Origin of the sequence: Sphingomonas asaccharolytica NBRC 15499 (assembly GCF_001598355.1) — a bacterium.
GTDB classification, from domain to species: domain Bacteria; phylum Pseudomonadota; class Alphaproteobacteria; order Sphingomonadales; family Sphingomonadaceae; genus Sphingomonas; species Sphingomonas asaccharolytica.
The window spans coordinates 1-18,787 of record NZ_BCYU01000026.1; the positions used below are offsets into that span (position 1 = coordinate 1).

Here is an 18,787-nt window from a genome sequence, read left to right on the forward strand (position 1 = left end):
GGGCGAGGCCGTGGAGGCCGTGGCTTGGGAGGCTGTGGCCGGGGCGGCTGGATCTGCGGACCGCCCGGGCGGCCCGGCTTGGTCGTCGCGCCGGGGGGCAGTTTCGGTCCGACCTGAGCGAAGGCGGCACCGATATCGGGTAAAATCAGCAGGAACGCGCTGGTAGCCAACAAAAGTCGCTTCATACGTCCTCCCATCGTTCGGGAGCGACAGCCTAGACCCTGACCAGCCGGCCGAATAATTGTTTCGCTATATCAATAAACTGACCGTCGCACGCCTGGCACGCTCTGCCGCGCAGCGGTCAGGAATCGAACCCCTCGACCATGATCAGATCGCGTTCGACCGCGTCGTCGCGATGCGCCAGCGCTTCGGCATAATCGGGAGAGGCATACCAGGCACGTGCCGCTTCGATGCTGGGGAAAGCCAACAGCACCGCTCCTGCGCGCCACTCGCCTTCGAGCACGGTCATCGCTCCACCGCGCGCAAGATACCGCCCGCCATGCCGCGCGATCGACGCCGCAGCGAGCCGTCGATACGCCTCGAGCGCGGGGCCCGGCTTCATCGTCACCCTGGAAATGACATAGGCAGTCATTCGTAATGCTCGATGCCGTCTCCGACGATCTCGAGCCAGCGGTGCTTGCGCGTCTCGTAGACCGAATAGACCGGCTGCGGAAAATTCGGGTCGCCAAAGCCGCCGACCGCCACGGCGACCACGTCGGGATCGAATTCGACCCGATAGAACAAGGTCGAGCCGCAATCGGGACAGAAATCCATTACGCCCTTGCCGCCCTCATCGCCGACCCGCGTCCATTGTTTCGACTGCCCCGAAATGGTGACGCGATCGTTAGGGAACCGCGCCTGCATCGCGAACGCGCTGCCCGAGCGCCGCTGACAGTCGAGGCAATGGCAGACCGAGACGCGTACCGGTTCGCCGGCGCACTCGATCGCGAGTTGGCCGCAAGCGCAAGTGGCGCGGCGTACCGTCGTCTCGTCCGTCATTTCGCTGCCTTCCGCAACGCCAGCCGCACCAGCGCATCCAGACCGGCGCCGGCACCCAGCTCCTCTTCCGCCGCCCCCACCGCCGCATTAGCCTCGGCGGGGCGGAAGCCGAGGTTGAGCAGCGCCGATACCGCATCCTGCGCCGCGCCCATCGCTGCCGAAACCGGGGTCAGGCTGCCCGGGATCACGCCGCCGACCTTGTCCTTCAACTCGCGGACGATACGCTCGGCCAGTTTGGGTCCGACGCCATTAGCCCGCGCCACCATCGCCTTGTCCTGCGCGGCCACCGCTTTTGCGATCTCGACCGGCTCGAGCACCGACAGAATCGCCAGCGCGACGCGTGCGCCCACGCCCTGGACGCCGGTCAGCAGGCGGAACCAATCGCGTTCGTCGGGACGCGCGAAGCCGACCAGCCGGATCGAATCCTCGGCGACCAGCATCTCGGTGAACAACGTCGCCGCCTCGCCGATCGGGCCGATCGCCGCGAGCGTCTTGGCCGAGGCGCCGACCAGATAGCCGACGCCGCCGACGTCGATCACTGCATGGTCGATGCCGGTCGCTTCGAGGCGGCCGCGGAGGTGTGCGATCATCCGCGGGACATAACCGGAACAACCCGCGCTAGGGAAGCGAAATTCATCCTGCCCGTCGCGCCGCGATAACCTCGACGACGAAATCGATGAAGGCGCGGACACGCGCCGCGCGCTGGTGCCGCGAGGGCATCAGGGCATAGAGCGGAAAGCGTTCGTCCGCCCAATCGGTCAGGATCGGCACCACCGCGCCGCTCGTCACCAGATCCTCGGTCCCCAGTTCGAGAAATTGTGCGATGCCTACGCCGGCGACGCAGGCGCCCGCCATCGTCCCGCTGTCGGAAACCATCAGTCGCGCCGGCGGTGTCACCGGCACCATGTCATCCCCGCGGCGGAATTCCCAGGGATAGGAGCGGCCGTTCGCCGCGTCGTAGAAATCGATACAGGCGTGATCGGCCAGCTCGCGCGGATGCCTCGGCTCGCCATGCGCGGCGAGATAGGCGGGCGCCGCGACGGTGAGCACGCGCGTTTCTGCCAGCTTGCGCGCGATCAGCCGCCCCGCCGGCGGGTCGCCGAACCGGATGGCCAGGTCGAATCCGTCAGCGATCAGGTCGCCGGTGCGGTCGCGCATCACCAAGTCGACGCTCAGCTCGGGATGGCGCGCCAGGAAACCGGCCAGATGCTCGGCCAGCACCGCGCGCGAGAAAAAGGCATCGATATTGACGCGGAGCCGTCCGCGCACGCTAGCGCCGGCACCCGCGACGTCGAGCGCCGCTTCCTCGATCCCCTCAATTAGCGGTCCGGCCTGTTCGTAGAAGCGCCGTCCCTCGTCGGTCAGCGACAGCGCGCGTGTGGTGCGGTCGACCAGCCGCACGCCGATCCGCGTTTCGAGCCGCTGCAGCGCGCGGCTTGCGCCCGACGGCGACAAGCCGAGCGCAGCGGCGGCGCGCGCAATCGATCCAGCTTCCACTACCGCCATCAGCACGGTCGCGCCGGCAATCAGCCGTCCGTCATAGGGCATCGCCCGCTCCTGCTTGTAACGCACGAATGATCTGACATAAGCGCGTTTGAATCACCAGTGCTCTGCGTCCACATCGCGATCCTGCAATCGAGGAGGCGATCATGTTCGCGGTGATGGGAGTGACGGGAAAAGTCGGCGGCTCGGTCGCGCGGCATCTGCTGGCAGCGGGTGCGCCGGTGCGCGCGATCGTGCGCGAGGAGGACAAGGGTGCGGCTTGGTCCGAGGCGAGATGCGAGGTAGCGATCGCGACGCTCGACGACGAGCGGTCGCTGGCGGCGGCGTTCGACGGCGCGCGCGGCGTGTTCGCGATGCTCCCACCGCAATTCGACCCCGCGCCGGGTTTCCCCGCCGCCCGCGCGATGATCGCGACACTCCACGATGCGCTGGTGACGGCGCGGCCCGAGCGACTGGTCGCGTTATCGACCGTCGGGGCAGATGCAACTCAACCGAACCTGCTCAATCAATTGGGACTGCTCGAGGCCGCGCTGGCCGATCTCCCTAGCCGGACGACCTTCCTCCGCGCCGCCTGGTTCATGGACAATGCCGCCGGCGATCTGGCGGACGCGCGGCGCGGCACGTTCCGCAGCCATTTGCAGCCAACCGATCGCGCCATCCCGATGGTCGCATCGAGCGATGTCGGGCAATGCGCCGCCGATCTGCTGCTCGCCGCCTACGCACCCACGATCGTCGAGCTCCAGGCGGTCGACCGCGTATCTCCCGACCAGATCGCTGCCGCCTTTGCCCGCGCCCTCGGCCATGACGTGCGCGCCGAGCCGGTCGCGCGTTACGGCTGGGAAGCTGAGTTCCGCGCCGCCGGCATGGCCAACCCGCTGCCGCGGATGCAGATGATCGATGGCTTTAACCAGGGCTGGATCGATTTCGCCGACGGCGGTGCAGGTGCACTCAAGGCGACGACCACGATCGATCAGGTCATCGCCGACATTGTCGCGAGGAGCTAGCCGATCCGCCGCGCGCTCGCGAGGTGATGCGCATGGCAGATCGCCACCGCCAGCGCGTCGGCCGCATCAGCGCCGGCGATCTTCACGCCGGGCAGCAGCCGCGCGACCATCGCGTGGACCTGCGCCTTTTCGGCATTGCCGACGCCGACCACTGCCTTCTTGACCAGCCGCGCGGCATATTCGCCGGTGTCGATCCCGACCCGCGCGGCACCGAGCAGTACGACGCCGCGCGCCTGGCCGAGCTTGAGCGTCGATTGCGGATTCATGTTGACGAACACTTCCTCGACCGCTGCGGCATCCGGGGCATGATCGGCGATCAGCGCCGCGAGCATGGCGTCGAGATGCGCCAAGCGACGCGGCAAGCTTTCCTTGGCGTCGGTCTTGAGCTGACCGTTGGCGAGGTGGGACAGCCGGTTGCCCTCCGCCCGGATCACGCCCCAGCCGGTCGTGCCGAGGCCGGGATCGAGACCGAGGATGATCAAATTCCCTCTCCCTCTGGGAGAGGGAGGGAGCCGCGAAGCGGCGGAAGGGTGAGGACAGGTGCTGTGGCATAACTGCCCTCACCCTTCCCACTCGCTTCGCGAGCGGGCCCCTTCCCTCTCCCGTCGGGAGAGGGAAATTGGCTCAACCCAGTTTCTCCATCACGTCGTCGGACACTTCGTAATTGCCCCAGACGGTCTGGACGTCGTCATCGTCGTCGAGCGCGTCGATCAGCTTGAACAGCGTCGCGGCGTCGCCCTCGCCGACTTCGACCATCGTCTGCGGACGCCAGGCGAGCTTGGCGCTTTCCGCTTCGCCCAGCACCGGCTCGAGCGCCTTGGCGACTTCGTGGAGCGATTCGTTCGAGGTCCAGATTTCGTGCCCGTCCTCGGACGAGGACACGTCCTCGGCACCCGCCTCGAGCGCCGCCTCGAACACCTTGTCGGCGTCGCCGGCTTTGGCCGGATAGGTGATCAGACCCATGCGGTCGAAACCATGGCTGACCGAGCCCGAGGCGCCGAGATTGCCGCCATTCTTGCTGACCGCGGTGCGCACGTTGGTCGCGGTGCGGTTGCGATTGTCGGTCAGCGCCTCGATGATCAGCGACACGCCGCCCGGGCCGAAGCCCTCGTAGCGGATCTCTTCGTAATTCTCGGCATCGCTGCGGCTCGCTTTATCGATCGAGCGTTGGATATTGTCCTTGGGCACCGACGCCGCCTTGGCCGCGTTGACCGCGGCGCGCAGGCGCGGGTTCATGTCGGGGTCTGGGAGACCCATTTTCGCGGCGACGGTGATTTCGCGGCTGAGCTTGGAAAACATGCCCGAGCGCTTCTTATCCTGCGCGCCCTTGCGATGCATGATGTTCTTGAACTTGGAATGGCCTGCCATTGGGTCCTCTTTGGCGTTTGGCGGGGTCTCTAAACCGCGTGGCGCGAGTGGTCAAAGCGGCGGGGTTGATTTGATTCACGCGGAGGCGCGGAGGCGCGGAGGCGCGGAGGCGCGGAGATATTGGGATCGGCTTAGAGGCCGGGAGACCCATGAAGCGAAATAAGAGCGCTTCGCGCTCCTTCTTCTCCGCGCCTCCGCGTGAATCAATCTTCTATAGCGCTTCGCCGCACGCGACGCCCGAGGCCCAGGCCCATTGGAAATTATAGCCGCCGAGCCAGCCGGTGACATCGACCGCCTCGCCAATGAAATGAAGGCCGGGCACCCCCTTCGCTTCCATCGTCTTTTGCGACAGACCGTCGGTCGCGATGCCGCCGATCGTCACTTCGGCCTTGGCGAATCCCTCGGTGCCATTGGGATGGAAGGCCCAGCCCGCGAGTTGCGCCTCGGCCGCCGCCAGGGCCTTGTCGGGCAGATCGGCGAGGTTGCCGGAAAGCGCGAGCCGCTCGGCCAGCGTTTCGGCCAGGCGGTCAGGCAATGCCTGCCCCAGGGCCGATCGCACCGTCGCGCGCGGCCGCGCGCGTTTCTCGGCGAGCAGCCAGCCGGCATCGCGATCGGGGAGGAAGTCGATCGCCACCGCCTCGCCACTTCGCCAATAAGACGAGACTTGCAGGATCGCCGGGCCCGACAGTCCGCGATGGGTGAACAACGCGGCCTCGCGAAAGCGCCCCTGCCCCGCACTCGCCACGACTTCGGTCGCGACCCCCGACAGATCCCGGAACAGCACATCATCGCCGCCCAGGGTGAGCGGCACCAAAGCCGGGCGTGGCTCGATTATCTTCAGCCCGAATCGCCGCGCGACATCATAGGCGAAGCCGGTCGCGCCCATTTTCGGAATCGATGGCCCGCCGGTCGCGATCACGAGTTTCGGCGCCGATACCGCGCGATTGCCCAGCGCGATGCTGAACATCCCGTCGGCATACCCGACCTCGCCTGCCGCATGCCCGAGGCTCAACTCGACCCCGCCCTGCTCACATTGGTCGAGCAGCATCGCCACGATCTGCTTAGCCGAGCCGTCGCAGAACAATTGGCCCAACGTCTTTTCGTGCCAGGTGATGCCATAGCGATCGACCAGCTCGATGAAGTCGGCCGGCGTGTAGCGCGACAATGCCGAGCGCGCGAAATGTGGGTTGGCCGACAGATAGCGATCGGGCGCGGTGTGGATGTTGGTGAAATTGCACCGCCCGCCGCCCGAGATCAGGATCTTCTTGCCCGGCGCGTCGGCATGATCGGCGAGCAGCACGCGCCGCCCGTTTTGCCCCGCGACCGCGGCCGCCATCATTCCCGCGGCACCGGCGCCGAGGATGATCGCATCATGGGTTGCCGGAGAGTTCATTGCGACGATTCTGCCTCAGGTCGCGGGCGAGCGCCAAATGCACCCATATGAAAAACGGCGACGCAAGCGCCGCCGTCCTCGTCATCCGATCGGATCGGTTCGATCAGAGCATGCCCAGCGCGTGCAGATAGGTTTCGAGGATCGCCTCTTCCTCCTGATATTCCTCACGCTTCTTCTTGCGGATCGCCAGGATCTTGCGGATCGCTTTGACGTCGTAGCCACGGCTCTTCGCCTCGGCCATCACGTCCTTGATATCGTCGGCGATGCCCTTCTTCTCTTCTTCCAGCCGCTCGGCGCGCTCGATCAGCAGCCGAAGCTCGTCCGCCGCGACGCGTCCGCCACCCATGCCTTCGCCACGTTCTTCAGCCACACGTTCTTCAGCCATAAGTCCTCACTGTGAGGCGAGCGTCATGCCCCGCCTGTTCGAATGGATTGCGATATCGCATTGGCGCGGCCAGCGCGCTTGGGCCGCCGTCTAAGCGGTCGAGGCCGGACCCTCAACCGCTATTCGACCGGATACCTATCGATTGGGCTCGGTCATCGCCGGCGGATCGCTCGCCGGGAAGCTGTCCTCGAGCGCCTCGTCGAGCGCGGCGTTCTTTGCCATGCTCTCGTCCATCCGTCGCAACTGTTCTGGCGTCGCCTCTGGCTGGCGCGCCTTCCAGCCGTCATAGGGCTCGCCATAGACGATTTCGCGCGCCTCGGCTTTCGACAGTCCAGCCGCCTCGCCTACCCAGTCGGACAGGCAATTGCGGCAAAAGCCGGCAAGCCCCATCAGGTCGATATTCTGGGCATCCTCGCGATGCCGAAGCAGGCGCACCAGACGGCGAAACGCCGCGGCGGCAGATGCGTCATCGAGTTGATCGAGCTTATCCATTATACGCTCCACGGTTGATCCATCGGAGATAGGCACTAGAGCCACCGCTCGACAAGCAGAGGAACCTCCCCAGGATGACCAAGGCCATCGCTCCTCGCTCGCGCAAGGTCCGCGTTCTCGCGACATTGGGCCCGGCGAGCAATACGCCCGAGATGATCGGCAAGCTGTTCGAGGCGGGCGCAGACGCGTTCCGCGTCAACATGAGCCATGGCGATCAGGCATCGAAGGTCGCCGTGATCGAGGCGATCCGCGGACTCGAGAAGAAATATGGCCGGCCGACCACGATCCTGGCCGATCTTCAGGGACCCAAGCTACGCGTCGGCAAGTTCGCCGAGGGCCGCGTCGAGCTCAAGACCGATTCGATGTTCGTGCTCGACCGCGACAAGACCCCCGGCGACGCCACGCGCGTCGAACTGCCGCACAAGGAAATCTTCGTCGCGATGGAAGCGGGCGCGCGCCTGCTGCTCGACGACGGCAAGCTCGTGCTGCGGGTGATAGAGCATGACGCCAATCGCATCGTCACCAATGTCGAGGTCGGTGGACCGCTCAGCAACAATAAGGGGCTGAACGTCCCCGACGTGGTCGTGCCGATGGCGGCGTTGACGGAGAAGGACCGCAGCGATCTGGCCTTTGCGGTCGAGCAGAATGTCGACTGGATCGCGCTCAGCTTCGTGCAACGGCCCGAGGATCTGATGGAGGCGCGCAAGCTGATCGGCGGCAAGGCGGCATTGCTCGCCAAGATCGAAAAGCCCGCGGCGATCGAGCGGCTCGAGGAGATCATCGAGGCATGCGACGGCGTGATGGTGGCGCGCGGCGACCTTGGCGTCGAATTGCCGCCACAGACCGTGCCGCCGCTGCAGAAGCGGATCGTCGAAGCCGCGCGCCGCCAGGGCAAACCGGTGGTGGTCGCGACCCAGATGCTCGAATCGATGATCGAATCGCCGTCACCGACCCGCGCCGAGGTCTCGGACGTCGCCACCGCCATCTACGACGGCGCCGATGCGATCATGCTGTCGGCCGAATCGGCCGCGGGCAAATGGCCGATCGAATCGGTCGCGATGATGAACGCGATCGGCGAAGCGGTCGAAAGCGATCCGGCGCATGGCGACCGTATCCACTTCACCGTGATACGCTCCGATCCGACCACCGCCGACGCTCTGTCCGAATCGGCCAAGAACATCGCGCGGACGATCGAGGCCAAGGTCATCGTCTGCTTCACCAGTTCGGGATCGACCGCGCGGCGAATCGCGCGCGAGCGCCCCGGCGTGCCGATCATGGTGCTGACGCCCAAGATGGAGACGGCGCGGCGATCGGGCCTGTTATGGGGCGCCTATGCCGTCCACACGCGCGACGTCGATTCGTTCGAGGAAATGGTCGCCAAGGCCAAGCGCATGGTGCTGCGCCATCACCTGGCGGAAGCGGGCGACCGCGTGATCGTGATGGCCGGCGTGCCGTTCAAGACGCCGGGATCGACCAACGTGCTCCACGTCGTGCGGATTATGGGCGACGAGTTGAAGGGGTATAGTTGAGGCGCCTCGCCTCACCCTAAGCGTGGTCACCCCGGGCTTGTCCCGGGGTCCACCGGGAGGCAGGCTGAGGGCTGGAGACTCCAGGCCGACGCCTTGAGGCACGGTGGATGCCGGGACGAGCCCGGCATGACGGATGCAGAAACGCGTCGAGCGCCCGATCGTCACCGATCAGGCGCTCGTCAGGAACTCATGGTTCCGATCGACCAGCACGTTGCCGATAGCGGCAACGGGCAACCGGTTCAGCCCTGGCGGGCCTTGAAGCGGCGGTTGGTCTTGTTGATGACGTAAGTGCGGCCACGGCGGCGGATCACGCGGTTATCGCGGTGCCGGTCCTTGAGCGACTTCAGGGAATTGCGGATCTTCATGATCGATTCGCTTCTTTAAGATTGCAGTGAAACTGGGAAGCGGGCCGCCTATAGTGGGGGTTGCCCGAAGTCAACCCACGGACAGGCAAAACCGGCTACGTCTTACCAGCTATATATCAATGCAACGCGATGGTGGAGAAGAGTGAATGCGTAAAGCGATCCTGCTGACGGCAGCCCTGATGGTGACGGGGTGCGCGACCGCGCCCGCTTCCTTCCCCACCGAAGTGACTCGCTATCGCGCCGATGAGGTCGGCCGCGGCACCATCGCCCTGGTGCCCGATGAGGGCATCGATAACGGTCCCGAATATCAGGCCTATGCCCTGGCGGTCGGCGGTGCCCTGGCCAAGCAAGGCTATACGCTGGTCCCCGACGGGTCGAAGAGCGTCTATGTCGCCAAGATCGGCTTCCATACCGAGGCGCGTCCGGTGCGCGAGCGCTCGCCGTTCAGCATCGGCCTTGGAGGCGGCACCTATAGCGGCAACCGTGACGGCGGTGTCGGACTGGGCGGCGGCATTTCGTTCCCGATCGGTCGCGGGCGCGACCGCGAGGACGCGCTGAGCATGCTGTCGGTCAAGATCAACCAGCGCCAGGGCGATCTCGGCGTGTGGGAAGGCCGCGCCCAGTCGCGCGCGATCGGCGTGGTCGGCAATGCGGTAGCGGACAAGGTCGCCCCCAAATTGGCGGGCGCGTTGTTCACCGGGTTCCCTGGCGAGTCGGGCCGGACTATCGAGGTCAAATGACCGATTCCCTTCCCGCCATCACCGCCGCGTTCGACGGCGGCAATATCCGCGTCGTCGAGATCCAGGGCGACCGCGTCGACCTGGAAATCGCCAAGGACCATCTGTCCGATTTCTATCAATGGTTCTCGTTCCGCGTCGCCAATGCGGCCGGGCGCAAGCTGACTTTCCGCATCCTCAATGCCGGGCAATCGGCCTATCCGTTCGGCTGGCCGGGCTATAAGGCGCGCGCCTCGACCGACCGGGTCCAGTGGCGGATGATCCCGACTCGCTATGACAACGGCGTACTCGAATTCGACTGGGAGTCGGACGCGAAGGTCGCGTGGTTCGCCTATTTCGCGCCCTACACGATGGAGCGGCACGAGGATCTGATCGCGACCTATGCCGCCAAGCCCGGCGTGGCGCATCGCGAGCTCGGCCACACGCTCGACGGCCGCGCGATCGACTTGCTCACGATCGGCACCGGCGACAAGCCGGTCTGGCTCTATGCCCGCCAGCATCCGGGCGAGAGCATGGCCGAATGGTGGATGGAAGGCGCGCTCGAATGGCTGGCGAGCCCGGCCGCCGACGCGATCAAAGCCAAGTGCACCTTTTACGTCGTTCCCAACATGAACCCCGACGGCACCTTCCGCGGGCACCTTCGCACCAACGCCGCGGGCATCAACCTCAACCGCGAATGGCACGAGCCATCGATGGAGAAGAGTCCGGAGGTGAAACTGGTCCGCGACGCGATGGACCGGACCGGGGTCAAGCTCGCGATGGACGTCCATGGCGACGAGGCGATTCCGGCCAATTTCCTGGCCGGCTATGAAGGCATTCCGAGCTGGACCGACGCATTCGGCGAGAAATTCTACGATTTCGGCCGCCGCCTCGCCGCGCGCACGCCCGAATTCCAGACCGCCAAAGGGTATGAGAAGTCGGCTCCGGGCAAGGCCAATCTGACCATGTCGACCAATCAGCTCGCCGAGCGGTTCGGCGCAGTATCGATGACGCTGGAAATGCCGTTCAAGGACCACGATCCCAATCCCGACCCCGAATTCGGCTGGTCGCCGGCGCGCTGCAAGGTGCTGGCGGTAGCGTGCCTGGAAACGATCGCCGAGGTGATCGACGGGATCTGATCGGGGGAAGAGCGGACGGAAATACCCGTGCTCCTGCGAAAGCAGGAGCGCAGGGGCTCAGAACGTTTTCCCTCATTACTCCGAGCTCCTGCTTTCGCAGGAGCTCGGTTCGCCCGTAAGGCGCCTGGCGCCTACCCGAACAGTTCCGCGAGGAAGTCGCTGGCCGCTTTCCAGCTGCGGCGGTCGGCGCGTTCCTCATAGGCGACGCCGGGACGCGTCGGTGGCACGCCCTTGCGGTCGATATCGGTGAAGGCGTGGCCGGCAGTGCCGTAAGCGTGGATCTGCCAATCGGCCTCGCCCTCGCTCAATTCCTTGCCCAGCGCGACCATCGCGTCGGGCGGCGCGATCGGGTCTTCCCAGCCGTGGCAGACCAGGACCTTGGCCTTGATCGGCGTGACGCCGGTATAATCGGGCTTGTCGTAGACGCCGTGAAACGACACGACGCCCAGCACATCGAGCCCGGCGCGCGCCACGTCGAGCGCGCACTTGCCGCCGAAGCAATAGCCATAGACCGCGGTCCTGGCCGGATCGACCAGCTGGAAACCCTTGAGCACGTCGAGCGACGCTTTCAGCCGATCGCGGAGCAGCCCGCGATCGGCATTGAGTTCGTTCATATATTCGGCCGGATTTTCGGAGGTGAAGGTCTTGCGCCGCCCCTGCCCGAACACATCGGCGACGAAGCCGACATAACCGAGCTTGGCGATATTCTCGGCGGTGATGCTGTCCGATTCCTTCTGGCCGAGCACATTGGGGACGACCATCACCCCGGGACGCGCGGTCTCGACCTCATCGTCATAGGCGAACACGCCTTCGAACGGGCCGCCCGGGCCGTCATACACCATGGTTTGCCGCACGATCGCCATGACTTGCTCTCCAGGTTTGCCGTTACCACACGAAGCGCTACAGAGCCGCCCGATCCCTCGCAAGGAGTAGCTTCGTGCCCATGCTCGTCCTGATCCGCCATGGCCAGTCGGCCTGGAACCTCGAAAACCGCTTCACCGGCTGGTGGGACGTCGACGTGACCGAAAAGGGTGCCGAGGAAGCGCGGCTGGCGGGCGAGTTGATGGCGGCCAAGGGCCTCGACTTCGATATGTGCTTCACCTCGCTCCAGACGCGCGCGATCAAGACGCTCGACCTCGGGCTCGAGGCGATGGGGCGGTTGTGGCTGCCGGTCGAGAAGGACTGGCGCTTAAATGAACGCCATTATGGCGGCCTGACCGGCCTCAACAAGGCAGAGACCGCGGCCAAGCATGGCGACGAGCAGGTCCATATCTGGCGCCGCAGCTTCGACATCCCGCCGCCGCCACTGGAAGCGGGCAGCGAATACGATCTGTCGAAGGATCGCCGCTATGCCGGCATCGCCATCCCGAACACCGAGAGCCTGAAGGACACGATCGCGCGCGTACTGCCTTATTGGGACGGGCGCATCGCCCCCGCGCTCAAGGACGGCCAGCGCGTGCTGATCTCCGCGCATGGCAATTCGCTGCGCGCGCTGGTCAAGCATCTGTCGAACATTCCCGATGACGAGATCACCAGCCTGGAAATCCCGACCGGCCAGCCGATCGTCTACCAGTTGGACGACGCGCTCAACGCGACCGATCGTTATTATCTGAACGAACGCTAAGGCCCGGCGCACCAGAGGGTACCGACCCGCGCTCGAATTTGGCCAAGCGGAACTGACATTAAGACGGAGTGGCTAGCTATACCGTTTCCCGGGCGCGCCGCAGCAGCAACTCACGCTCCCGCTTGTTCCCCGCAAGCACCGCCGCCGCTTCGAACGCCGCTCGCGCTTCATCATGTCGCCCGAGCCGACGCAGCATGTCGCCGCGCACGCTCGGCAGCAGATGATAGGTCTTCAATGCCGGCGCATCGGCGATCCGGTCGAGTATGACGAGTGCGGAGGCGGGCCCCTCCGCCATGCCGACGGCAATCGCGCGATTGAGTTCGACGATCGGCGATCGGGTAACGGCGGACAATTCCGCATAGAGCAATGCGATGCGCAGCCAGTCGGTTTCCGCGGCGCGCGCGGCGCGGACATGGCATGCCACGATCGCGGCCTGCAGCGCGTAGAACCCGCCTGCGCCGCCCAATTCCTCGGCACGCGCCAGCGACCGCATCCCGCGCTGAATCTGGAGTTGGTCCCACAAGGCGCGGTCCTGGTCGAGCAGCAGGATCGGCTCGCCCGCCGCGTCGGTTCGCGCCGCGGTGCGCGACGCGTTCAGTTCCATCAGTGCGAGCAATCCGTGCGCCTCCGCCTCGTCCGGCGCGATTGCGATGACGATACGGCCGAGCCGCAATGCCTCGCCGCACAGATCGGGGCGCAGCCAGTCGTCGCCGCGCGCGGCGGTATAGCCTTCGTTGAAGATCAGATAGACGACCTCCAGGACCGATGACAGCCGCGCGGCCAGTTCCCCGCCATGCGGTGTCTCATAGGCCAGACCCGATTCCGAGAGGGTGCGCTTGGCGCGAACGATGCGCTGCGAGACCGTCGCCTCCGGCACCAGGAATGCGCGGGCAATCTCGGCGGTGGTCAGCCCGCAGACCATGCGCAGGGCCAGGGCGGTGCGCGCGTCATAGGGCAGCAGCGGATGGCAAGCGGTGAAGATCAGCCGCAGCATCTCGTCGCCGATATCGTCGTCGAGCATCGCCTCGTAGTCGGGCGGCAGGAACTGTTCCTGCTCAAGCTCGCTGAGGAGCATGGCATGGTTGCGCTCGAGCATCGGCGCCCGCTGCAAATGATTGAGCGCCAGCCGCCGCGCCGTCGTCATCAGCCAGGCACCGGGCCGGTCGGGCACGCCGGCCCGTGGCCAGTGTTCGAGCGCGGCGAGCAAAGCTTCCTGGGTCAATTCCTCGGCCAGCGGCACGTCGCGCAACATCCGCGCCAGGCTGGTGATCAGCCTGGGCTGCTCGATCCGCCACGCGGCGAGCACCGCGCGATGGGTGTCGGCGGCGGTCATTGCCGCCGACAACGTGAAGAGCATGTCCCGATCAAGAATCGGCAAAACCGGCAAAGGCGCGGACTTCGCACGTGCCTTCCCAGCCGGGCATATGATCCTTGTGCAATTGCATGAACTCGATCGCCAGCGCGACGGCTTCTTCCTTGCTCGCCATTTCGGTGATCGAATAGCCGCCAATGACTTCCTTGGCCTCGACGAACGGGCCGTCGAGCACACTCAGTTTGCCGTCGACGATGGTAATGCGAACCGCCTGGTCGATCGGCATCAGCCCGCCATTGTCGATCATCCGCCCGGCCTTGATCTCGCGGTCGGCGAGTTTGCCCATGGCCTCGAGCAGCTCGGGCGTCGGGTGGCCATATTGCTGAGACCGTGGAGCGGTGACGATGGACATGAAACGCATTGGATAATCTCCGGGGCCGAGCCGCGGCGCCATCGCCGCGCGATTGCCTCGCCCATCATAGACGACAAACGGGCGTCGCCCAGATCGACAGTCCGACGACGATTTTTTCCTATCTCCGTCGCCGACAAAGGCGCAGCGCGGCGATGTCGAAGGGAGAATCGTCATGCCACAATTCGTCATCGAACGGGACATGCCCGGAATTGGCGGCGCCAGCGCTGCCGACCTCAAGGGCGCATCGCAGACCTCGTGCAGCGTGTTGCGCGATCTAGGGCCCGAGATCCAATGGGTCCACAGCTACGTCACCGACGACAAGATCTATTGCATCTATCGCGCGCCGTCGGCAGACCTGATCCGCCAGCATGCCGACACCGCCGGCTTTCCGGCCAATTCGATCGCCGAGGTACGCAATGTGATCGACCCGACAACGGCTGATTGAAGGGCGCCGACTGAAGGGATCGAGAGTCGCCGGCGCGCGTTTCTTCTCCTATCGTAACGATCGGGCGATGGCCCGAATGGAGAAAGCGGATGCGCGCGGGTGATGATGGGATGCGGACGAGGTTGATCGCGGGGCTGGCCATGGCCTGCGCCATGGTGCTGCCGCAAGCGGCGATGGCACAGAGCAATGCGCCCGCCGATCCTGCGACGAACACGGCCCCCGCCAACGCCGATCCGGCACCGCAATCGACGCGCGACGAGAAGAGGAAAGAGACGATCGACGATACCAAGGACGTGGTCAGCCAGCCCGCCAAGGACATCGGCATCGCCAAGAACAAGATTCCGCCCTCGCTGGTTGAGGCATCGAATGCCCCCTATTCGCTTGCCGGCCTGAAGACCTGCCGCCAGATCGCCGACGCGGTGCGCGTGCTCGATGCCGCGCTCGGCCCCGATTATTCGGCCGGTGGCCCCAACGACAAGGTCAGCGTGGGCAAGGCGGCGGGCGGCGCGGTAGTCAATTCGCTGATCCCGTTTCGCGGGGTGGTACGCGAAGTATCGGGAGCCGCCGCCGCCGACCGCCGTCTCGCCGCGGCGACCCAGGCCGGCTTTGCCCGGCGTGGCTTCCTGCGCGGCGTGCACCAGACGCGCGGCTGCCGCGACGCGCTATAACAGGCGGTTGCCCTGACTTGCCCCCTTGGCTAGGGGCGGGCGATGCAACCGCTCGTCGGCATCATCATGGGCTCGACTTCCGACTGGGAGACGATGCGTCATGCCGCCGAAAAGCTTGAGGAACTCGGTGTCCCGCACGAGACCAAGGTGGTCAGCGCGCATCGCACACCGCAGCGGCTCTATGATTACGCGACTAGCGCTGCCGAGCGCGGGTTGAAGGTGATCATCGCCGGCGCCGGCGGCGCCGCGCATCTCCCCGGCATGACGGCGTCGATGACGCATTTGCCGGTGCTCGGCGTGCCGGTCGAATCGAAAGCACTGAAAGGTGCCGACAGCCTTTATTCGATCGTCCAGATGCCGGGTGGCGTGCCCGTCGGCACGCTGGCGATCGGCAAGGCCGGGGCGATCAACGCGGGACTGCTCGCCGCGGCGATCCTCGCGACGAGCGATGAGGCGCTGACCGAGAGACTCAAGGCATGGCGCGCCAGGCAGACCGACAGCGTCGCGATCGATCCCGAATGACCCCTCTCCCCCCCGGTTCGACGATCGGCATTCTGGGCGGCGGCCAACTCGGGCGCATGCTGGCGTCGGCCGCCGCCGAACTGGGTTATCACACCCACATCCTCGCACCCGATGCTGAAAGCGTCGCGGCGCAGACCGCCTCGAGCTTCACCCGCGCCGATTATCACAGCCGCATCGTGCTCGATGAGATGGCGGCGCGCTGCAACGTCGTGACCTATGAATTCGAGAATATCGCCATCGAGCCGGTCACCTATCTGTCGACGCGCGTTCCGGTACACCCGGCGCCACAGGCGCTTGCCATCGCGCAGGATCGCGCCAGCGAGAAGGCGTTCGTCGACGCGATCGGCGGCCGCACCGCGCCGTGGCGTCGCATCGCGACCCTGGACGAATTGCAGGCGGCACTGACCGAGATCGGCGCGCCGGCGATCCTGAAGACGCTACGGCTTGGCTATGACGGCAAGGGCCAGGTGCGCATCGCCAACGCCGCCGAGGCAGCCGCAGCGTGGGACGCGATCGGCCAGCGCCCCGCCATCCTGGAAGGGTTCGTCAGCTTCAGCCACGAATTCTCGATCATCCTCGCGCGCGGGCACGACGGATCGATGGTCAGCTATCCGCCGCCGTGGAACGAGCATAAGCAAGGCATCCTGGCGCGGTCGTCGCTGCCGGCACCGGCCGAGATCGCCAATCAATGGGGAGTCGCCGCGGCGCTGACCGGGCGGATCGCCGACCAGCTCGGCTATGTCGGCGTGATCGCCTGCGAGTTCTTCGCCACCGCCGAGGGACCGGTGTTCAACGAAATGGCCCCGCGCGTGCACAATTCGGGGCATTGGACGATCGAGGGCGCGGTCGCCTCGCAATTCGAAAACCATATCCGCGCGATCTGCGGCCTGCCGCTCGGCGACACCGCGCTGACCGCCCCCGCGGTCGAGATGGTCAATCTGATCGGCGCCGAAGCGGACGACTGGGCGACCATCCTGGCCGAGCCCGGCGCGCATCTGCACCTCTACGGCAAGGGCAATGCCCGGCCGGGGAGGAAGATGGGGCACGTGACGCGGTTGAAGCGCGACTGAAAAATTCCTCCCCGTTTACGGGGAGGATTTTGATGGCCGCTAAGCCTTGCCGATCCAGTTCCCGACCAGTTGCTCCAATATTTCCAGCGGCAGGCGGCCATTGGCCAGCACCGCCTCATGGAACTCCTTGATGTCGAACTTGTCGCCTTGCGCCGCCTTGGCCCGGTCGCGCAGTTTGACGATGCTCGAATGCCCGAGCTTGTAGCTGCAGGCTTGCCCTGGGCTCGCGCAATAGCGGTCGATCTCGCGGTCGGCGAACCCCGGCGCTTCGCCCTGCCCGTCGACAAACAGAGCGATCGCCTTTTCGCGGCTCCATTTGAAATGATGCAGCCCGGTATCGATGATGCAGCGGTGCGCGCGGAACAGCGCCTCCTTCAGATAGCCGATCTCTCCGAAAGGATCGCCGTCATACATGCCGAGCTCGGCCGCGACCTGCTCGGCGTAGAGCGCCCAGCCCTCGGCACAGCCCGAAAAGCCGATCGACTTGCGGATCAGCGGCAGGCTGGTGTTCGACAGCGCGAGTCCGCCCTCGAACTGATGCCCGGGTAGGCCTTCGTGATAGACCACCGTCGCCAGCATGAACTTGGGCCATTCCGCCGAATCGTGCAGGTTGAAATAGACCAGCCCCGGTCGCGAGCCGTCGATCGCCGGACCCTGGCTATAAGCGGACGCGGCGCCCGCTTCGATCTCCTTGGGCACGCGCCGCACTTCGAACTTGTACGGCGGCATGCGCTTGAACACCTGCGGCAAGCGGCCGCGGATCGCGTCGAGCCGGCCGTTGCAATAGGCGATCGCCTGCGCCTTGCCGTCATCGGTATTGGGGTAGACCTGCCCCGGCAGCTTGTAGAGGCCCGCCAGCCGCTGCCCGAGCGGCCCCGCGGGCACGCCGGCTTTGTCCATCAATTGCGTGATGCGGTCGCCGATCGCCTTGGCCTGGTCGAGCCCGAATTGATGGACTTCCTCGGGCGACAGCCGCGTCGTGGTCGAGCCTTCGAGCGCCATGCGATAGAAAGCGTCGCCCTGTTTCAGTTTCCACACCCCGGCATGATGCGTCGCCTTGCCCTGCACGGACTTCACCGCGGCGATCTGCCGGTCGATCGCCGGCAGGATGCGCTCATCGTAGATCCGGGCGGCGTCCTTGCCGTAATGCGCGTCGAAGCCTTTGGCGGCGGCACGGCGCTGGATCGAGGTGACCACTGTCGCCTGCGCCGCCGGCACGCGCATCGCGGTCAATTGCGTCAGCGTCTTGCCGATCAGGAAGTCGGGCGGGACCACGCCCGCCGCCACGTCATGCTTCATCTGCGCGGTGTCGTCGTCCAGCTGCTTCCCGAACGCCGCCAGCCGCGAGAGATAGGCGTCGGCATCGGACGCGGTGTCGATCGGATGCTTGGTATCGAGGAAATTGGGCGTCGATTGGTAGGCGCCATCCTGCTGGCTGATCACATAAGGCGAACGCCCGCCGCCGAAATCGAACGCCTGCGCTGCGGCCGCGGCTTTGCGGGTGTAGAGGACGACGTCGTAGCTGACCTTTTCCGCCGGGCTCAGCGCGGCGACGTCGACCGCCGCGAGGCGCTTGAGCTGGCTCTGGGTCAACTCCTTCGCTGCCGCCTGTGCCGCCGGGGATCCGTCGGACAGTTTCGAGCGCAAAGCGGCGTTCGCGCCCTTGTCGAAGCCGAGCAGCGTCGCCGATTCGGGCCGCATTTTGAGGCCCTCGGCAAAGAAGCTGTCGAACAGCGCATTGAGCGCAGGCCCGGCCGGTCGCGCCCATGCCGGCGCGGCGGAGAGCGCGGCCACGGCGGCACCTGCCTTCAGGACCTGACGGCGATCGAACATCGTTTCCC

Annotated in this window: 23 protein-coding genes and 1 pseudogene; 9 read left to right on the forward strand and 15 right to left on the reverse strand. The window is 65.8% G+C overall.

What is annotated here, in order from left to right:
* The 5 genes and pseudogenes from SAS01S_RS23045 to SAS01S_RS09170 form a co-directional block, all read right to left on the reverse strand.
* Positions 1–185 (reverse strand): annotated as a pseudogene (locus SAS01S_RS23045) (hypothetical protein); the annotation flags it as partial.
* 116 nt (positions 186–301) lie between these two features.
* The gene (locus SAS01S_RS09155; RefSeq protein WP_066807370.1) at positions 302–592 is read right to left on the reverse strand and encodes a DUF1330 domain-containing protein; all 291 of its coding nucleotides are present in this window, start codon (positions 590–592) and stop codon (positions 302–304) included.
* A complete protein-coding gene (locus SAS01S_RS09160; protein WP_066807371.1) occupies positions 589–999 on the reverse strand; it encodes a GFA family protein in 411 nt (136 codons plus the stop codon). The genes SAS01S_RS09155 and SAS01S_RS09160 overlap by 4 nt, the downstream gene beginning before the upstream one ends.
* On the reverse strand, positions 996–1,589 hold the full coding sequence (gene ruvA / locus SAS01S_RS09165) for a Holliday junction branch migration protein RuvA (protein WP_066807372.1): 594 nt from the start codon (positions 1,587–1,589) through the stop codon (positions 996–998). The genes SAS01S_RS09160 and ruvA overlap by 4 nt, the downstream gene beginning before the upstream one ends.
* 43 nt (positions 1,590–1,632) lie before the next feature.
* Positions 1,633–2,571, reverse strand: a complete 939-nt coding sequence (locus tag SAS01S_RS09170; RefSeq protein WP_245656821.1) for a LysR family transcriptional regulator — start codon at positions 2,569–2,571, stop codon at positions 1,633–1,635.
* A 77-nt stretch (positions 2,572–2,648) separates the two neighbouring features.
* On the opposite strand from SAS01S_RS09170, the gene SAS01S_RS09175 reads away from it, so the two are divergent.
* On the forward strand, positions 2,649–3,506 hold the full coding sequence (locus SAS01S_RS09175; RefSeq protein ID WP_066807373.1) for an NmrA family NAD(P)-binding protein: 858 nt from the start codon (positions 2,649–2,651) through the stop codon (positions 3,504–3,506).
* Here the strand turns inward: SAS01S_RS09175 and ruvC are convergent.
* From ruvC to SAS01S_RS09200, 5 genes are all read right to left on the reverse strand, one after another.
* Complete coding sequence (gene ruvC, locus SAS01S_RS09180) at positions 3,503–3,988, reverse strand: crossover junction endodeoxyribonuclease RuvC (protein ID WP_066807374.1); 486 nt, start codon at positions 3,986–3,988, stop codon at positions 3,503–3,505. The two genes, SAS01S_RS09175 and ruvC, sit on opposite strands and share 4 nt — an antisense overlap.
* Positions 3,989–4,130: 142 nt before the next feature.
* Entirely contained in the window at positions 4,131–4,874 is a 744-nt protein-coding gene (locus SAS01S_RS09185; protein ID WP_066807376.1) for a YebC/PmpR family DNA-binding transcriptional regulator, read from the reverse strand.
* 211 nt (positions 4,875–5,085) lie between these two features.
* Positions 5,086–6,267, reverse strand: coding sequence for a BaiN/RdsA family NAD(P)/FAD-dependent oxidoreductase (locus tag SAS01S_RS09190; protein WP_066807378.1), 1,182 nt, complete (start codon positions 6,265–6,267; stop codon positions 5,086–5,088).
* A gap of 103 nt (positions 6,268–6,370) precedes the next feature.
* Positions 6,371–6,613: a DUF2312 domain-containing protein gene (locus SAS01S_RS09195; RefSeq protein WP_218016277.1), complete on the reverse strand. Its 243-nt coding sequence runs from the start codon at positions 6,611–6,613 to the stop codon at positions 6,371–6,373.
* Positions 6,614–6,787: 174 nt separating this feature from the next.
* A complete protein-coding gene (locus SAS01S_RS09200; RefSeq protein WP_066807382.1) occupies positions 6,788–7,144 on the reverse strand; it encodes a DUF1244 domain-containing protein in 357 nt (118 codons plus the stop codon).
* A gap of 74 nt (positions 7,145–7,218) precedes the next feature.
* On the opposite strand from SAS01S_RS09200, the gene pyk reads away from it, so the two are divergent.
* A complete protein-coding gene (gene pyk / locus SAS01S_RS09205) occupies positions 7,219–8,673 on the forward strand; it encodes a pyruvate kinase (protein WP_066807384.1) in 1,455 nt (484 codons plus the stop codon).
* Between the two features lie 239 nt (positions 8,674–8,912).
* Here pyk and ykgO read toward each other — a convergent pair whose 3' ends face one another.
* Entirely contained in the window at positions 8,913–9,038 is a 126-nt protein-coding gene (ykgO, locus tag SAS01S_RS09210; RefSeq protein WP_003046794.1) for a type B 50S ribosomal protein L36, read from the reverse strand.
* Positions 9,039–9,184: 146 nt separating this feature from the next.
* Here ykgO and SAS01S_RS09215 point away from each other — a divergent pair, with 146 nt between their 5' ends.
* Positions 9,185–9,778, forward strand: a complete 594-nt coding sequence (locus SAS01S_RS09215) for a DUF4136 domain-containing protein (RefSeq protein ID WP_066807386.1) — start codon at positions 9,185–9,187, stop codon at positions 9,776–9,778.
* Positions 9,775–10,893, forward strand: coding sequence for a M14 family metallopeptidase (locus SAS01S_RS09220; protein ID WP_066807388.1), 1,119 nt, complete (start codon positions 9,775–9,777; stop codon positions 10,891–10,893). Before SAS01S_RS09215 ends, SAS01S_RS09220 begins: the two co-directional genes overlap by 4 nt.
* 131 nt (positions 10,894–11,024) lie before the next feature.
* On the opposite strand, the gene SAS01S_RS09225 is transcribed toward SAS01S_RS09220, so the two are convergent.
* On the reverse strand, positions 11,025–11,756 hold the full coding sequence (locus SAS01S_RS09225; RefSeq protein ID WP_066807390.1) for a dienelactone hydrolase family protein: 732 nt from the start codon (positions 11,754–11,756) through the stop codon (positions 11,025–11,027).
* Between the two features lie 74 nt (positions 11,757–11,830).
* On the opposite strand from SAS01S_RS09225, the gene gpmA reads away from it, so the two are divergent.
* Positions 11,831–12,517: a 2,3-diphosphoglycerate-dependent phosphoglycerate mutase gene (gpmA, locus tag SAS01S_RS09230; protein ID WP_066807392.1), complete on the forward strand. Its 687-nt coding sequence runs from the start codon at positions 11,831–11,833 to the stop codon at positions 12,515–12,517.
* Positions 12,518–12,593: 76 nt separating this feature from the next.
* Here the strand turns inward: gpmA and SAS01S_RS09235 are convergent, their stop codons facing one another.
* Both SAS01S_RS09235 and SAS01S_RS09240 read right to left on the reverse strand, forming a co-directional pair.
* Positions 12,594–13,874, reverse strand: a complete 1,281-nt coding sequence (locus SAS01S_RS09235) for an RNA polymerase sigma factor (protein ID WP_218016276.1) — start codon at positions 13,872–13,874, stop codon at positions 12,594–12,596.
* A 7-nt stretch (positions 13,875–13,881) separates the two neighbouring features.
* Positions 13,882–14,250 (reverse strand): YciI family protein, encoded by a 369-nt coding sequence (locus tag SAS01S_RS09240; RefSeq protein ID WP_066807423.1) that lies wholly within the window; start codon positions 14,248–14,250, stop codon positions 13,882–13,884.
* 163 nt (positions 14,251–14,413) lie between these two features.
* Between SAS01S_RS09240 and SAS01S_RS09245 the strand changes: the two genes are divergently transcribed.
* The 4 genes from SAS01S_RS09245 to SAS01S_RS09260 all read left to right on the forward strand — a co-directional run bounded on the left by SAS01S_RS09245 (position 14,414) and on the right by SAS01S_RS09260 (position 16,946).
* Positions 14,414–14,686, forward strand: coding sequence for a DUF4242 domain-containing protein (locus SAS01S_RS09245; protein WP_066807394.1), 273 nt, complete (start codon positions 14,414–14,416; stop codon positions 14,684–14,686).
* Between the two features lie 89 nt (positions 14,687–14,775).
* Positions 14,776–15,354 carry a hypothetical protein gene (locus SAS01S_RS09250; RefSeq protein ID WP_084238739.1) on the forward strand — a complete coding sequence of 193 codons (579 nt, stop codon included), beginning with the start codon at positions 14,776–14,778 and terminating at the stop codon, positions 15,352–15,354.
* Positions 15,355–15,396: 42 nt separating this feature from the next.
* Positions 15,397–15,876, forward strand: a complete 480-nt coding sequence (purE, locus tag SAS01S_RS09255) for a 5-(carboxyamino)imidazole ribonucleotide mutase (RefSeq protein ID WP_066807395.1) — start codon at positions 15,397–15,399, stop codon at positions 15,874–15,876.
* Positions 15,873–16,946 (forward strand): 5-(carboxyamino)imidazole ribonucleotide synthase, encoded by a 1,074-nt coding sequence (locus SAS01S_RS09260; RefSeq protein WP_066807396.1) that lies wholly within the window; start codon positions 15,873–15,875, stop codon positions 16,944–16,946. Before purE ends, SAS01S_RS09260 begins: the two co-directional genes overlap by 4 nt.
* A 39-nt stretch (positions 16,947–16,985) precedes the next feature.
* On the opposite strand, the gene SAS01S_RS09265 is transcribed toward SAS01S_RS09260, so the two are convergent.
* The gene (locus SAS01S_RS09265) at positions 16,986–18,779 is read right to left on the reverse strand and encodes a DUF885 domain-containing protein (protein ID WP_066807397.1); all 1,794 of its coding nucleotides are present in this window, start codon (positions 18,777–18,779) and stop codon (positions 16,986–16,988) included.
* Between the last annotated feature and the right edge of the window lie 8 nt (positions 18,780–18,787).

Excerpts from the sequence above, each read along its gene's own strand:
- SAS01S_RS09215 (WP_066807386.1), top strand. The coding sequence starts at position 9,185 with ATGCGTAAAGCGATCCTGCTGACGGCAGCCCTGATGGTGACGGGGTGC.
- pyk (WP_066807384.1), top strand. The coding sequence starts at position 7,219 with ATGACCAAGGCCATCGCTCCTCGCTCGCGCAAGGTCCGCGTTCTCGCG.
- SAS01S_RS09220 (WP_066807388.1), top strand. The coding sequence starts at position 9,775 with ATGACCGATTCCCTTCCCGCCATCACCGCCGCGTTCGACGGCGGCAAT.
- SAS01S_RS09190 (WP_066807378.1), bottom strand. The coding sequence starts at position 6,267 with ATGAACTCTCCGGCAACCCATGATGCGATCATCCTCGGCGCCGGTGCC.
- SAS01S_RS09250 (WP_084238739.1), top strand. The coding sequence starts at position 14,776 with ATGCGCGCGGGTGATGATGGGATGCGGACGAGGTTGATCGCGGGGCTG.
- SAS01S_RS09185 (WP_066807376.1), bottom strand. The coding sequence starts at position 4,874 with ATGGCAGGCCATTCCAAGTTCAAGAACATCATGCATCGCAAGGGCGCG.
- purE (WP_066807395.1), top strand. The coding sequence starts at position 15,397 with ATGCAACCGCTCGTCGGCATCATCATGGGCTCGACTTCCGACTGGGAG.
- SAS01S_RS09155 (WP_066807370.1), bottom strand. The coding sequence starts at position 592 with ATGACTGCCTATGTCATTTCCAGGGTGACGATGAAGCCGGGCCCCGCG.
- SAS01S_RS09175 (WP_066807373.1), top strand. The coding sequence starts at position 2,649 with ATGTTCGCGGTGATGGGAGTGACGGGAAAAGTCGGCGGCTCGGTCGCG.
- SAS01S_RS09245 (WP_066807394.1), top strand. The coding sequence starts at position 14,414 with ATGCCACAATTCGTCATCGAACGGGACATGCCCGGAATTGGCGGCGCC.
- SAS01S_RS09160 (WP_066807371.1), bottom strand. The coding sequence starts at position 999 with ATGACGGACGAGACGACGGTACGCCGCGCCACTTGCGCTTGCGGCCAA.
- SAS01S_RS09200 (WP_066807382.1), bottom strand. The coding sequence starts at position 7,144 with ATGGATAAGCTCGATCAACTCGATGACGCATCTGCCGCCGCGGCGTTT.
- SAS01S_RS09225 (WP_066807390.1), bottom strand. The coding sequence starts at position 11,756 with ATGGCGATCGTGCGGCAAACCATGGTGTATGACGGCCCGGGCGGCCCG.
- SAS01S_RS09265 (WP_066807397.1), bottom strand. The coding sequence starts at position 18,779 with ATGTTCGATCGCCGTCAGGTCCTGAAGGCAGGTGCCGCCGTGGCCGCG.
- ruvA (WP_066807372.1), bottom strand. The coding sequence starts at position 1,589 with ATGATCGCACACCTCCGCGGCCGCCTCGAAGCGACCGGCATCGACCAT.
- SAS01S_RS09235 (WP_218016276.1), bottom strand. The coding sequence starts at position 13,874 with ATGCTCTTCACGTTGTCGGCGGCAATGACCGCCGCCGACACCCATCGC.
- ykgO (WP_003046794.1), bottom strand. The coding sequence starts at position 9,038 with ATGAAGATCCGCAATTCCCTGAAGTCGCTCAAGGACCGGCACCGCGAT.
- SAS01S_RS09240 (WP_066807423.1), bottom strand. The coding sequence starts at position 14,250 with ATGCGTTTCATGTCCATCGTCACCGCTCCACGGTCTCAGCAATATGGC.
- SAS01S_RS09260 (WP_066807396.1), top strand. The coding sequence starts at position 15,873 with ATGACCCCTCTCCCCCCCGGTTCGACGATCGGCATTCTGGGCGGCGGC.
- SAS01S_RS09195 (WP_218016277.1), bottom strand. The coding sequence starts at position 6,613 with ATGGGTGGCGGACGCGTCGCGGCGGACGAGCTTCGGCTGCTGATCGAG.